This window comes from Ensifer sp. Root558 (genome assembly GCF_001427045.1).
In the GTDB taxonomy this organism is placed as follows: Bacteria; Pseudomonadota; Alphaproteobacteria; order Rhizobiales; family Rhizobiaceae; genus Ensifer; species Ensifer adhaerens.
This window is the reverse complement of the sequence record NZ_LMGC01000005.1, coordinates 130,840-143,065: the sequence shown is the minus strand read 5'-3', so window position 1 is coordinate 143,065 and position 12,226 is coordinate 130,840. Positions and strand designations below refer to the sequence as shown.

12 protein-coding genes and 2 pseudogenes are annotated in these 12,226 nt (G+C 63.2%); 4 read left to right on the top strand and 10 right to left on the bottom strand.

The features are described from left to right. Positions 1–4: 4 nt before the first annotated feature. The 3 genes and pseudogenes from cysT to ASD63_RS34955 all read right to left on the bottom strand — a co-directional run. Positions 5–658 (bottom strand): annotated as a pseudogene (gene cysT, locus ASD63_RS09435) (sulfate ABC transporter permease subunit CysT); the annotation flags it as partial. Then, positions 556–969, bottom strand: coding sequence for a hypothetical protein (locus tag ASD63_RS34000; RefSeq protein ID WP_156624127.1), 414 nt, complete (start codon positions 967–969; stop codon positions 556–558). The pseudogene cysT and the gene ASD63_RS34000, both read right to left, overlap by 103 nt. Before the next feature lie 104 nt (positions 970–1,073). Next, positions 1,074–1,199: pseudogene (locus tag ASD63_RS34955) on the bottom strand (molybdate ABC transporter permease subunit); the annotation flags it as partial. A gap of 417 nt (positions 1,200–1,616) precedes the next feature. Here ASD63_RS34955 and ASD63_RS09430 point away from each other — a divergent pair. Together ASD63_RS09430 and ASD63_RS09425 are read left to right on the top strand one after the other, a co-directional pair. Next, the gene (locus tag ASD63_RS09430; RefSeq protein ID WP_034801968.1) at positions 1,617–2,222 is read left to right on the top strand and encodes an alpha/beta hydrolase; all 606 of its coding nucleotides are present in this window, start codon (positions 1,617–1,619) and stop codon (positions 2,220–2,222) included. A gap of 307 nt (positions 2,223–2,529) precedes the next feature. Continuing rightward, positions 2,530–3,936 carry an FAD/NAD(P)-binding protein gene (locus ASD63_RS09425; RefSeq protein ID WP_060529092.1) on the top strand — a complete coding sequence of 469 codons (1,407 nt, stop codon included), beginning with the start codon at positions 2,530–2,532 and terminating at the stop codon, positions 3,934–3,936. 10 nt (positions 3,937–3,946) lie between these two features. On the opposite strand, the gene ASD63_RS09420 is transcribed toward ASD63_RS09425, so the two are convergent. The 4 genes from ASD63_RS09420 to ASD63_RS09405 all read right to left on the bottom strand — a co-directional run bounded on the left by ASD63_RS09420 (position 3,947) and on the right by ASD63_RS09405 (position 7,285). Beyond that, positions 3,947–4,765, bottom strand: coding sequence for an ABC transporter permease subunit (locus tag ASD63_RS09420; protein ID WP_244495285.1), 819 nt, complete (start codon positions 4,763–4,765; stop codon positions 3,947–3,949). Positions 4,766–4,794: 29 nt separating this feature from the next. After that, entirely contained in the window at positions 4,795–5,586 is a 792-nt protein-coding gene (locus ASD63_RS09415; RefSeq protein WP_060529090.1) for an ABC transporter ATP-binding protein, read from the bottom strand. A gap of 71 nt (positions 5,587–5,657) precedes the next feature. Then, the gene (gene tauA, locus ASD63_RS09410; RefSeq protein ID WP_060529089.1) at positions 5,658–6,665 is read right to left on the bottom strand and encodes a taurine ABC transporter substrate-binding protein; all 1,008 of its coding nucleotides are present in this window, start codon (positions 6,663–6,665) and stop codon (positions 5,658–5,660) included. A gap of 167 nt (positions 6,666–6,832) precedes the next feature. After that, complete coding sequence (locus tag ASD63_RS09405) at positions 6,833–7,285, bottom strand: flavin reductase family protein (RefSeq protein WP_234798818.1); 453 nt, start codon at positions 7,283–7,285, stop codon at positions 6,833–6,835. A 284-nt stretch (positions 7,286–7,569) separates the two neighbouring features. Between ASD63_RS09405 and ssuD the strand changes: the two genes are divergently transcribed. Together ssuD and ASD63_RS09395 are read left to right on the top strand one after the other, a co-directional pair. Further along, on the top strand, positions 7,570–8,763 hold the full coding sequence (gene ssuD, locus ASD63_RS09400; RefSeq protein WP_034801983.1) for an FMNH2-dependent alkanesulfonate monooxygenase: 1,194 nt from the start codon (positions 7,570–7,572) through the stop codon (positions 8,761–8,763). After that, the gene (locus tag ASD63_RS09395; RefSeq protein WP_051659603.1) at positions 8,760–10,241 is read left to right on the top strand and encodes an FAD/NAD(P)-binding protein; all 1,482 of its coding nucleotides are present in this window, start codon (positions 8,760–8,762) and stop codon (positions 10,239–10,241) included. Before ssuD ends, ASD63_RS09395 begins: the two co-directional genes overlap by 4 nt. On the opposite strand, the gene ASD63_RS09390 is transcribed toward ASD63_RS09395, so the two are convergent. Genes ASD63_RS09390 through ASD63_RS09380 form a run of 3 tightly spaced genes read right to left on the bottom strand, consistent with a single transcriptional unit; the run spans position 10,188 to position 12,224 of the window. After that, on the bottom strand, positions 10,188–10,943 hold the full coding sequence (locus tag ASD63_RS09390; RefSeq protein WP_034801985.1) for an MOSC domain-containing protein: 756 nt from the start codon (positions 10,941–10,943) through the stop codon (positions 10,188–10,190). The two genes, ASD63_RS09395 and ASD63_RS09390, sit on opposite strands and share 54 nt — an antisense overlap. Continuing rightward, positions 10,936–11,643, bottom strand: a complete 708-nt coding sequence (locus tag ASD63_RS09385) for a glutamine amidotransferase (RefSeq protein WP_034801988.1) — start codon at positions 11,641–11,643, stop codon at positions 10,936–10,938. The genes ASD63_RS09390 and ASD63_RS09385 overlap by 8 nt, the downstream gene beginning before the upstream one ends. Before the next feature lie 26 nt (positions 11,644–11,669). Then, complete coding sequence (locus ASD63_RS09380; protein WP_156553051.1) at positions 11,670–12,224, bottom strand: TlpA disulfide reductase family protein; 555 nt, start codon at positions 12,222–12,224, stop codon at positions 11,670–11,672. Positions 12,225–12,226: the final 2 nt, after the last annotated feature.

The window sequence follows — 12,226 nt, the reverse complement described above, 5'->3', positions numbered from 1 at the left end:
TAGGTCATGCGACATAGACATATCTCCGCCGGCTCCAGGCCTGGATCGAGTTGATGAGGAGCAGCATGGCAAACGAGATCGCCAGCATGACCGCGGCAATTGCTGTCGCAGCCGCATAGTTGAACTCTTCGAGCCGGATGACGATCAGCAGCGGCGCGATCTCGGAGACATAAGGAAGGTTGCCGGCGATGAAGATCACCGAGCCGTATTCGCCGACACCGCGGGCAAAGGCGAGGGCAAAGCCGGTGAGGCCGGCTGGCAAGAGCCCCGGCAAAAGCACCCGGCTGATCGTCTGGAAGCGGCTGGCGCCAAGGGTGGCGGCRGCTTCCTCCACTTCCTTGTCGATCTCCTCCATGATCGGCTGCACGGTCCTGACCACGAAGGGCAGGCCGACGAAGATCAGGGCGATGACGATGCCGGCGGGGGTGAAGGCGATCTTGAGGCCAAGCGGTTCCAGGAACTGGCCGATCCAGCCGTTCGGGGCATAGAGCGTCGTCAGCGCAATGCCGGCAACCGCGGTCGGCAGCGCAAAGGGCAGGTCGACCATCGCGTCGATCACCCGCTTGCCGGGGAACCGGTAGCGCACCAATACCCAGGCGAGGATGACGCCGAAGACGAGATTGATAACGGCAGCGATAAAGGCCGTGATGACGCCGAAGACGAGATTGATAACATGCCGGCAACCGCGGTCGGCAGCGCAAAGGGCAGGTCGACCATGGCGTCGATCACCCGCTTGCCGGGGAACCGGTAGCGCACCAATACCCAGGCGAGGATGACGCCGAAGACGAGATTGATAACGGCAGCGATAAAGGCCGTGCCGAAGGAGATCTTCAAGGCATTGAGCGTGCGCGGATCAAGCGCCAGCGCCACGAACTGCGCCCAGCCGAGCCCGCTGGCGCGAAACACCAGTCCCGACAACGGGATCAACACGATCAGAACCAGCCAGCTCAGCGTGATCCCGAGCGACAATCCAAATCCAGGCAAAACACTCGGCTGGCGAAATCGCCAGGGTGCAGTCTTCGTCGCATCCGTCAATGGCACTACCTTTGCAGTCTTTACGCGGCACGATGAAACCCCGACAACGGGATCAACACGATCAGAACCAGCCAGCTCAGCGTGATCCCGAGCGACAATCCAAATCCAGGCAAAACACTCGGCTGGCGAAATCGCCACCGGTTCCCATTGCGTCGCTCCGTCACCTTTCGGTCACCTCTTAGCCCCGCAGCCGCGAGCGGCTGCGCTATCCCCTCATCCAAACCGATCTTCAAACCGCCGGTTGGCCGGCTTGTTCGAGCGCCGGTATCTTTCGGCGCCAAACTACCAATTTCATGGGCTCCAACAACGCAAATTTTTGACGCTTCGGCGGCCGGAAGGGAAACTGATTTTCGCTTCTGACCGCGTCTCAAGAAACACTCTGCTCCCAACTTTGTTCCATGCTGACATCTAAAATGATGGAAGGCAAACGATGCAGCTGAAAAGTTATGCTATAGAATTTATAGATATTGAATGTTCCTTGCTTACGCGCTGTGTCCCGCTCTTCCATAATCAAGCCATGAATCGGGCGCGGCAGAATGCGCGGCCGTTACTTTGAAACATTCTTGTAAGCGGCTGATGTCATGGCAACAACGCTCATCATTCCCGGGCTGTTCGGATCGGGCAGCGGCCACTGGCAGCGCCATTGGCTCAATGACAATCCGCAGGCGGTTCTTGTCGAACAGGACGATTGGGATCGCCCGAGGCTCGATCTTTGGCGCGACAGGCTCGAACACGAGATCTTCCGGCATGGAACAGTCGACCTCGTGGCCCACAGCCTCGGCTGCCTTCTGGTCGCCAATCTCGTGCGGCGCCCGCTCGCCCGGCAGGTGCGCAGCGCCTTGCTCGTCGCGCCGTGCGATCTCGGTCCGACCGATCGGCTTCATCCGGGTGCCATCGATTTCGGGTCGATGCCCGACCTGCCCTTGCCTTTTTCGAGCCTCGTCGTCGGCAGCCTGAACGACCCCTATATGCCTTTCGACCGCCTGCGTCATTTTTCGACCCGCTGGGGCAGCCGCCTCGTCGATCTTGGCCATGCCGGGCACATCAACATTGCCAGTGGTTTTGGCCGCTGGTCGCATGGCTATGACCTATTGAGGGTGTTGAACGGGATTTCGCGTCGGGAGTTTGCACGTGCGCAGCCGGGCGAATTTTCAGAGCAGTTACCCTTGCCAAACGGCGTGGCTTGAACGCTCCAGGGCATGGCGAGGGAGACCGCTTTGCGTGGTCGTGTCACACGGCCCTTGATGTCGGCGCCGTTTCGCGCTCTAATAACGCACAAAGTTTATAGAATATACCGTCTAGGGATGCGCATGCGCCAAGGTGCCAGGCCAGCCGGGATAGGACATACGGGCTCGACCGTCCTTGCGGGATATCTTCTCGCGACCCTGCAGATGGTCGCCGATACCCTCACAATTCGGTCGGTGTCTGCGTTGAGGACCGAAACAGCCATGCATTTCAAACTTTGCCGGCGGGGCCGGCCATAGGAGAGTGCACATGACTGTCCATGGATTGTTTGCCAAGACGTCTCCGACGGAAATGGCTTCCAGGGGCAAGCCGCATATCGCCATCGTCGGCCGCGGTTTTTCCGGTGTAATGATGGCTATCGCCCTGATGAAGTCTGTGCGGGCCGCCTTTCACGTCCATCTCTTCGACCCGCAACCGACGATCAGCGGCGGGCAGGTCCTGGCGGCCGCCCAGAGCGGCGAAATCCTCAACAGCCGCGTTCGCGACCTTTCGGTGGCCGCCGGTCAGCCCGAAGACTTCAACGACTGGCTCTCGGCCAATGCCGAGTTTCGCGCCGCCGTGCCGGCCGCCATTCCCGGGTTCCAGCAGATCTTCGTGCCGAAGAGCATCTTCAGCGACTACGTTTACCAGCGCTTCTCCGAGGCGCTGACGCGCCGGCCGGATATTTCGATGCAGCTCTCCTGTCAGGCGGTGCTTGGTCTTCGCAAGCAGGCTAATGGGCGCTTTCTCGTGGTGCAGGACAACGCGACGGTGGAATGCGACGCCGTTGTGCTGGCGACTGGTTTTGGTTTGCGCCGCGGCGAGATGGAAGTCGCCGACGAGGAAAAGCCACTGGTGCGCGCCCGTCGTCTCGTCGTGCCGCGCCACACGGTGCTGCTCGGTAGCGGAGTCCGGGTGGTCGACCGCCTGTTGCAGCTTCGCGATAACGGCTTTGCCGGCGAGGTCACCATCCTCTCCCGCCATGGTTTCCTGCCGCAGCCGCATACCCGTCTTTCGGCAGCGCCGACATTTCCGGTCGAGCCGATGCCGACGCGGCTCGGCGAGATCGTTCGCTTCGTCCGGCAGGCCTGTGCCGAGGCAGAAGAGGCAGGGCTCGGCTGGCAGGCGGCCATGAACGGCCTGCGTCGACGGGCGCGATCCTTGTGGCAGGCGCTGCCAGAGGAAGAAAAACATCGCTTTAACCGGCACCTGCGGTCGATCTACGACAGCCATCGCAATCGCCTGCCGGCACCCCTCTACCTGCGTCTCCGGCAGGAGCTTGCCAGCGAGCGGACCGTGCTGCGCAAGGGCTGGGCCGGCCGGCGCCGTCCGGAAGGGTTGATGGTGCGCTTTGCCGGTGAAATCCAGGAGACGCTGCTGTCAGCCGACCAGGTGATAGACTGTCGTTGTTCGGCGCCCGATCTTCAGGCGCCGTTGATGCAGAGCCTTTTTTCCGGCGGCCTTGCCGAACCCGACGAACTCGATCTCGGCATTGCCGTCAGCCCTGCGGGCGAAGTGCTCGCGGGCGGAGGCCCGACGCGCGATCTCTACGCAATCGGGCCGCTCGGCGTTGGCAGCCTGCCCGACATCGATCTCGTGCCGGAAATCGTCACGCAGACCTATGCCGCGGCGCGATTGATCGCAACCCGGAACCGGGTCACTCTGAAGACTGGCTAAGGCTTGCCGCTTAGCGCCGCGTCGCCCAGGGCACCAGCCAGCGCTCGATGAGGCGTGCCGCCAGTTCGAACAGGAAGGCGACGGCGGCGATCACGACGATGCCGGCAATGACCACGTCGGTCACAAGGAACTGGGCGGCGGACTGGATCATGAAACCGAGGCCGCGGGTTGCGGCGACGAGTTCGGCCGCCACCAGCGTCGACCACCCGGCGCCGAGCGCGATACGGGTTCCCGTGAGGATCGAGGGCAGGGCGCTCGGCACGATGACATGGCGCAGGACCTGTAGCCGCGACGCGCCGAAGGAGCGCGCCGCGTTGACGTGATCGGCCGACGCGGAACGGACGCCCGTTGCCGTCGAAAGGATGACCGGCGGTAACATCGCCAGTGCAATCACCGCAATCTTCGACGCTTCGCCGATGCCGAGCCAGATGATCACCAGGGGAAGATAGGCAAGCGGCGGCAGCGGTCGCAAGAATTCGACGATCGGATCGAGGATGCCTTTGCCGAGACGGCTCGCTCCGATGGCAAGGCCGGCGGGAATGCCGGCGACGAGAGCGACGGCAAGGGCGCCGAAGATCCGCAGCAGGCTGGCGCCGACGTGCTCAGCGAGCGTCGCATCGACAAAACCGGTGATGGCAAGGCTCCGGAGTGCCTGGTAGACGGCAACCGGTGACGGCAGGAACAGCGGCGAGACGAAACCATAGCTGGAGGCAAGGCTCCAGAGGAAAAGCAGTGCCGTAATGGTCGCGAGCGAAATCCAGACAAGCGGCAATGGTGGTCGGTCGGCGCTCTGTTCCGGTTGCTCGTCTAGGTCGCGTGCCGTCGGCATGATGGGCGGCAGGCCTTCAACCGAGATGCTCATGCGGCAATTTCTTCTTCTTCGGCATGGATGAGCACGGTCAATTCGTCCTGCAGCCGGCGAAAGGCGGCTGAGCTGCGGATTTCCGAAAGCGGTGTCCCTGCGAGGTGATCGCGGCCGAAGGTCGTGAAGATTTCGCTGGTGATCCGGCCGGGATTGGGGGCAAGCACGATAACCCGCGTTGCCAGCAGCAGCGCCTCCTCGATGCTGTGGGTTATCAGGAGGGCGCCGACTCTATTCTGTTGCCATATGTCCAGAAGAAAGCCCTGCATACGGCTGCGGGTCAGCGCGTCGAGCGCGCCGAGCGGCTCGTCCATCAACAGATACTTCGGGCTGGAGGCGAGCGCACGGGCAATGCCGACACGCTGGCGCATGCCGCCCGACAGTTCCCAGACATGCCGCTCGGCTGCATCGCTGAGCCCGACCTGATCGAGAAGGGCTCGCGCCCGCCGAAGCCGATCCGCCTTGGAAATACCGCGCAGGCGCAGGGGAAAGGCGACATTGTCGAGGGCGGTCAGCCACGGATAGAGCGCATCGTCCTGGAACACGACGGCGCGCTCTGCCCCTGGGCCGGCGACCGGCGCGCCATCGAGCCGAACGCGGCCGCTGCTTGGTTTCACGAAGCCAGCAGCTAGATTGAGAAGGCTGGTCTTGCCGGAGCCGGAGCGGCCGATGACGACAACGAATTCGTCGTGGTCGATCGACAGATCGATCGATGCAAGCACCGGCGTGTTCCGGCCGGCATCGGCCGCGTATCGCAATGTGACATTCTCAAGCGAGAGGACGGACATGCTGTTCTCCTGGCATGGCGCAGTGCGCCCGCCCGAAGATTTCATCCGGGCGGGCAGCAATTGAGTGAACGTCAGAACGAGAGCTTTGCCGCTTCCTGCGCCCAGCGGGCGGAAACGTAGGGCGCGTAGTCGGGGAGGACTGCCGGGATTTTGCCCTGTTCGAGCAGGAAGGCCGAGGTCTGGGCGATCGCCTTGACGGTCGCGCCGCCGAGAAGATCAGCGCTCGCCTGCTCTTCGAGCGAAGGGAAGTAATAGCCCTTTAGCAGGTTTGGCACCTCCTCGGGCTTTGCGCCGGTGAGCCGTGCGATCTTCTCGGCCTGCGGCGAGCCCGCGCTCCAGGCCTCCGGCTTGGCGCGGTAGTCCGCATAGGCGTCACCGGTCACCTTGACGAAGCCGGTGACGATTTCAGGATATTCCTCGGCAAACTTCTTGCTAACGATCCAGGCGTCGAAGGTCGGTCCGCCCCATTTCGCGACGTCGCTCGATGTCGCAAGCACGGTCGCGGTCTTCTTGATTTCGGAGAGAACCGGATCCCAGACATAGGCGCCATCGATATCGCCGCGCTGCCATGCAGCGGCGATCTCCGGTGGCCGGAGGTTGAGGATTTCAACCGCCTTCGGGTCAATGTTCCAGTGTTTCAAGGCGGTGAGCAGGCTGTAATGCGCCGTCGAGACGAAGGGCGTTGCAATCTTCTTGCCGGCAAGCTCTTCCGGCTTGTCGATTCCCTTGACAGCCAGCGCCTCTGCGTCGCTGATCAGGCCGACGACGAAGATTGTTTCGAGCGGAATTTGGCGGCTCGCGGCGGCGGCCAGCGGCGAGGATCCGACATAGCCGATGTCGATCGACCCGGATGCAAGTGCCGCAATCACGTCTGCGCCACCGTCGAATTTCTGCCAGGTGATCTTGGCGCCGGTCACCTTCTCATAGGTCCCGTCTGCCTGCGGCACGCGCGACGGCTCGACGATGGGCTGGTAGCCGATGGTCAGCGTCGTTTCGTCCGCATGGGCTGGAAGGGAAAGCTGGCTCGCCGCCAAGAGGGCGGCACTGGCGGCAAGAAGGGTGCGTCTGCGGATCGTCATCGTATGCTCCTCAACGGTTGCGGCTTCCTCGGGAAGTCCTGACATTATGTTGATTAAAAGCATGGATTTTATGTAGATAAATTATTCCGCTTTTTGCGGCTTTGCAGAGAGCCCATTCCAAATTTGAGATCCGTGGCAGCGCTCTGTGCCATGCATGGAAAGCAGCGTCAGAACTGCACGCCGCCGTAGCGGCCGTTGTGGTAGACGATCGGTTCGCCGGTCCCCGCGGTAATCGCCACCACCCGACCGAGGATGATCGCATGGCTATGGCGCTCGATGATCTCCTCGACCTCGCAATCGATGGCGGCAAGCGCGCCGGCAAGCGCCGACGCGCCGCTGGCAAGCCGGATCCATTCGGCGCCATCGTAGCGAGCGGCGCCCTTGGTGCCATCGACACCGGAGAAACGCTCGGCGACCCTTTGCTGTTCGCGCGACAGAAGGTTGACGCAGAAATGCCGATAGCGCTCGATGACCGGCCAGGTGGAGGATGTGCGGTTGATGTTGACGATCATGGTCGGCGGATCGACGGCGAGCGCGGTTGCGGAGGTCACGGTGGCGCCGGTACGCTCTTCGCCTATCCCTGCGGTGATGACGGAGACGCCACCTGAGAAGTTGCGCATGGCCGCCTTCAGCGCCGGCGTGGTGATCGACCCGTAACCATTGGCGGTCGGAACGATGGCATCGAATGCGGGAGAAGCGGCAAGCGCAATGGTCATGGCCAAATCCTCGAAAAATTTAATCTAATTCCCGGTCGCTCACGGCTGTTGCGGGAAAAATTTTTCCTCACATCAAAAATGATCGTCCGAATTCTTATTGTCAATAAATTTTATAGAGTTTATGCTTTTTGGCAATCGAGGGACGCTCTTGCGTGCCTCCGAAGGAACCTGCGAGGAGGCTTGCGCGAATGGGAATTGTGCCCGACGAAATCCCCGAGAAGATCCCCGAAAAGATCAATGTGCTCTGGTTTCTGCCGACCCACGGCGATAGCCGCTATCTCGGAACCACGCGCGGCGGCCGAAACGTGGACCTCAATTATCTCAAGCAGGTCGCGCAGGCCGCCGATACGCTCGGCTACTATGGCGTGCTCATCCCGACGGGGCGGAGTTGCGAGGACAGTTGGGTGGTCGCTTCGGCGCTGGCGCCGCTCACTGAAAAGTTGCGGTTCCTGATCGCGGTTCGGCCCGGCCTGCTTTCGCCCACGCTCGCGGCACGCATGACGGCCACGCTGGACCGTCTCTCGGGTGGACGGCTGCTGATCAACGTCGTTACCGGCGGCGATCCGATCGAAAACAAGGGCGACGGCATACATCTCGCGCATGGCGAACGCTACGAGGTGACCGAGGAATTCCTGAACGTCTACAAGGCCGTGCTTCGCGGCGAAGAGGTCGATTTCAAGGGGAACCACTTCGATATCGAAGGCGGGAAGCTCCTGTTTCCGTGCGTACAGCAGCCCCACCCGCCGCTTTACTTCGGCGGCTCCTCCGGCAAGGGCCAGGAGGTGGCAGCGCGCACGATCGACAAGTACCTGACCTGGGGCGAGCCGGTCGAGGACGTTGCCCGCAAGATCGCCGAAGTGCGCGCCCTGGCCGAAGCCGAGGGCAGGGACGTTACCTTCGGCATCCGCCTTCATGTGATCGTTCGCGAAACCGCAAAGGAAGCGTGGCAGGCCGCCGACGAACTGATACAATATGTGGATGACGACACGATTGCTGCCGCACAGAAGGTGTTCGAGCGCATGGATTCTGTTGGTCAGAGCCGCATGAGCCGCCTGCATGGTGGTCGCCGTGACAAGCTCGAAATTGCTCCCAATCTCTGGGCCGGCGTCGGCCTGGTGCGCGGAGGGGCAGGAACGGCGCTCGTCGGCGATCCCGATCAAGTCAGGGCGCGCATGGAAGAATACCGACAAATCGGCATCGACAGCTTTATCCTGTCCGGTTACCCGCATCTCGAAGAGGCCTATCGCTTCGGTGAACTGGTTCTGCCGCATCTGCCGCTGGCCCACGCCATCCCGGCACGCGAGACGTCGATCAACACCGGGCCGTTCGGCGAAACCATCGCCGGCGATCATCGCCCGAAGCTGAAGGTCTCCCAGTCGTGACAGCTGTGCGGCGACCGGTCATTGCCATTGTCGGCGGCGGCTTCACCGGCGCAGTGGTCGCGGCGAACCTTGCACGCCATGCCGCCAGCGACGGCGCCGCCATCGTGGTCTTCGAGCCGCGAGACCGGCTCGGCGCCGGCCTTGCCTATGATAGCGGCAATCCCGCCCATCGCACGAATGTGCCTGCGGCCCGCATGAGCCTCGTTCCTGATGATCCCGACGATTTTTTGAACTGGCTGGCGGCCCATGGCGAGCCACGCGGCGACCCGGACGCAAGGGCGGCCGATGGCCATCTTTATGTGCGGCGGGCGGTGTTCGGGCGATACGTCGGCGCGTTCGTCGCGCCGTTTGTGCGGAGCGGCAAGGTCGTGCACCGGCGCGAGCGCATCGCGCGCATCGAGCGGCGTGGAGCGCGCTGGAAGCTGACCTCCGACGCTGGGACGGAGCTGCTGGCCGACATCGTCGTGATCGCCACGACGCATCCCTCGCCTTGTGCGCCGAAGCGCGTTGCACAGGCGCTCGAAGGCCACCCGCGTTTCGTCGCCGACACTACGGTCGCCGGGTCTCTTACCTGCCTTCGTCCCGATGATCACGTTCTGGTGCTTGGAAACGGCCTGACGGCGGCGGACGTGATTGCGTCGCTGAGGCTCGCCGACCACCGCGGCTCGATCGTCGCCCTGTCGCGCCGCGGACTTCGTTCGCGAGGCCACGCGGGAAGGGCACAGGAACCCTTCGGTGATTTTGTCGGTACCCCGGCGCGAACCGCGCTCGAACTGCTTCGACGCGTGCGCCTGGCGGTGCGGCAGGCCGCTCTGGCGGGGCTCAGCTGGCATGCGGTTTTCGACGCTTTGCGTAGCCAGGGCGGACAAGTCTGGCGGGCGTTGCCGGTTGCAGAGCGACGCCGCCTCGTGCAGCGCCTGCGACCGTTCTGGGACGCCCACCGGTTCCGCGTGGCGCCGCAGATCGATGACGCGATCCGACAGGCAATCGAGACGGGACAGTTGCGTGTCCTCGGCGCTTCGATCGAAGGCGTCGAGCGCTACGGTCAGGTCATCGCGGTCGATATCCGTCACCGGCAGACGCGCATCCGGGAACGCCTGTTGTTCGATGCCTGCGTCGTGACGACCGGTCCGGCGCATACGGGTGTTCTTTCCAGCCAGGACTGGCTCGCGGATCTGGCGTCGAAGGGCTGGCTGCGCCTAGACAGTGTCGGACTGGGGCTTGCCTGCGATGAGGCGAGTCGGGCGATCGGGACGAGTGGCGTGGCCGAGAGATCGCTGATCGTTGCCGGGCCGCTGGCGCGCGGCACCTTCGGCGAACTCATGGGCCTGCCACAGGTCAACGATCACGCCATCTTCATTGCCGATGAGATCGCCGAGATGCTGGCGCGGCCGGACAGGGCCGCCACCCGCCGCAGGTCGGCGTCATCCGTTCGGCAACGACTGGTCACGACCCTCGACGGCGCCGCCAGGCGTTGAAGCCGGAGCCTCGCCGTCGAGCCGGCGGGACCAATCTTCGACAGCCCGCGTCTGCAGGCGCTTGGCTGCATAGTCCCGCCAATTCGGGGGCAGGATGGCGAGATCGGCGATTTCGGACAGGGCATCGCAGTTGAGCGTATCGACATAGAGATAGTGCCACAGCCGGGCGATCGTCCATTCGGGATAGCGCCGCTCGACGAGTTGCATCCGCTCACCGGGCGAAACCAAGCCGGTTTCGATGACCCGGTAGTACCATCCCGTTCGGCCGGTCTGCTGGACGCGGCGGGCCATATCCGGCAGATCGAAACGGCGGTTCAGCTTCCAGCAGGGTTGCCGGCCCTGGCTCACCTCCAGAAGGGCTTTACCAAGGCGAAACCGGTCGCCGACCGCGACATCTCTTTCCGTCAATCCCAAGGCCGAGATGTTCTCGCCGAAGGCGCCCGGCTGCTCCAGCCTGGTTACGCTTCCGAGATCCTTGACCCAAGCCTCGTAGTGGTCGCGCGGGTAATGATGCACGGCCTTATCCGGGCCACCGTGCCTCTTCAGATCGCCCTGATGGTCGCCGGCAAAGCCGGTTGTGCCGAGATGTACCGGCCCGAGAGCCTGGTGTTTGTCGATACCGCTTAAGGTTCCGCGGTCGTCGATCGGCGTGAGGGTGCCGATGAGCAGGGCGTCGAGCGCAATCGGGGCCTGTTCAACCATCGATGTTCTCCAGCCATTCGCCGATCATCGACGCGGCCGCCGCCTCCAGGCGAGGCCCGTAACGTCGGGCGTCGGCGCGTAGGCCCGGCACGCTGAGCCCGGCGGTCGCCAGTTCGCAGGCGTGACCGACAAGCCAGCGTTCAAAGGCCGCGCCGGCTTGGGCCTCCGGGTGAAACTGAAGGGCGAGCACTGTATTGCCGCGCGCGAAGCCTTGCTGCGCGATCAGCGATGTCGAGGCCAGCAGGTCAGTGCTGGCCGGCAGGTCGTAGGTGTCACCGTGCCAATGCAGGACGGAGACGTCGGCGAGATGGCGGAGAGCCGAGGCCTCGCCTGCGGCGCTAAGGCTCAGCGGCGAAAACCCGATCTCCTTCAGGCCGGAAGGGTAGACGCGGGCACCGAGCGCGCGGGCGATCAGCTGGGCGCCGAGGCAGATTCCGAGCGTCGGCCGGTTGCCGGCAAGACGTGCCTGAAGCATGGCGATTTCCCCGGCGATGAAGGGATAGGCCTCGTCTTCATAGACACCGATCGGACCGCCGAGCACGATGACGAGATCGGGCTCCAACGGATCGAAAGAGAGGTAATTTTCGTCGCCGACATCGCGGTACTCGATTTCAAATCCCGCCGCCCGCAGCGGTCCGGCAAAGCTGCCGAGATCTTCGAAATGCACATGTCTGAGGGCGAGTGCCATTCTGGTCGTCATCGTCTGTTCTCCCATGCTCAGAGGTTCTATCCGGCACGCGCGTCGGGCACGCATCCTTCGCTCGTGCACCCGGCTGAAGTGGCGGTGGCCCCGCTGAAATCGGGGATCGGGGCGGAAAGGAGTGTCGCAAGACGCACGCCGATGACCATGTCGTCTTCGATGCCGAAGCGGTGGTGTTCGACATGACCGTCGCGTCCGATGATGATTGCCGTCGGCGTGCCTCGCATGCCGTAGCGCTCCATCGTTTTCGGTATCGGTCCCTGCTCGGAAGGCTGGTCGACGGCGATCGGGAAGGTCAGGCGATACTCATGAATGAAAGCCTTCAGCGCCTCGGGTGTCATGACCGCGTGATGCTCGAACACCGAATGCAGGCCGAGGACCTGAAGATCGGTATCCCGAAAAATGCTCTGGACGCGCTGCATCTGCGGCAGTCCGTGCGAAACGCAGGCCGGGCACAGCATCTGAAACGCATGAAGGAAAACGACCCGGCCGCGAAGCCGCGCAAGGCTCGGACGTTCCTGTGTGTTGAACCAGGTCGAAACGGCCAGTTCCGGAGCCGCGGTCCTGTGATTGCTGTTCATTG

Bases quoted from the DNA above. Each gene is read 5' to 3' on its own strand.
- ssuD (WP_034801983.1), top strand. From the start codon at position 7,570: ATGGGAATTGTGCCCGACGAAATCCCCGAGAAGATCCCCGAAAAGATC.
- ASD63_RS09415 (WP_060529090.1), bottom strand. From the start codon at position 5,586: ATGTCCGTCCTCTCGCTTGAGAATGTCACATTGCGATACGCGGCCGAT.
- ASD63_RS09380 (WP_156553051.1), bottom strand. From the start codon at position 12,224: ATGAACAGCAATCACAGGACCGCGGCTCCGGAACTGGCCGTTTCGACC.
- ASD63_RS09385 (WP_034801988.1), bottom strand. From the start codon at position 11,643: ATGACGACCAGAATGGCACTCGCCCTCAGACATGTGCATTTCGAAGAT.
- ASD63_RS09425 (WP_060529092.1), top strand. From the start codon at position 2,530: ATGACTGTCCATGGATTGTTTGCCAAGACGTCTCCGACGGAAATGGCT.
- ASD63_RS09420 (WP_244495285.1), bottom strand. From the start codon at position 4,765: ATGCCGACGGCACGCGACCTAGACGAGCAACCGGAACAGAGCGCCGAC.
- ASD63_RS09405 (WP_234798818.1), bottom strand. From the start codon at position 7,285: ATGCGCAACTTCTCAGGTGGCGTCTCCGTCATCACCGCAGGGATAGGC.
- ASD63_RS09430 (WP_034801968.1), top strand. From the start codon at position 1,617: ATGGCAACAACGCTCATCATTCCCGGGCTGTTCGGATCGGGCAGCGGC.
- ASD63_RS09390 (WP_034801985.1), bottom strand. From the start codon at position 10,943: ATGGTTGAACAGGCCCCGATTGCGCTCGACGCCCTGCTCATCGGCACC.
- tauA (WP_060529089.1), bottom strand. From the start codon at position 6,665: ATGACGATCCGCAGACGCACCCTTCTTGCCGCCAGTGCCGCCCTCTTG.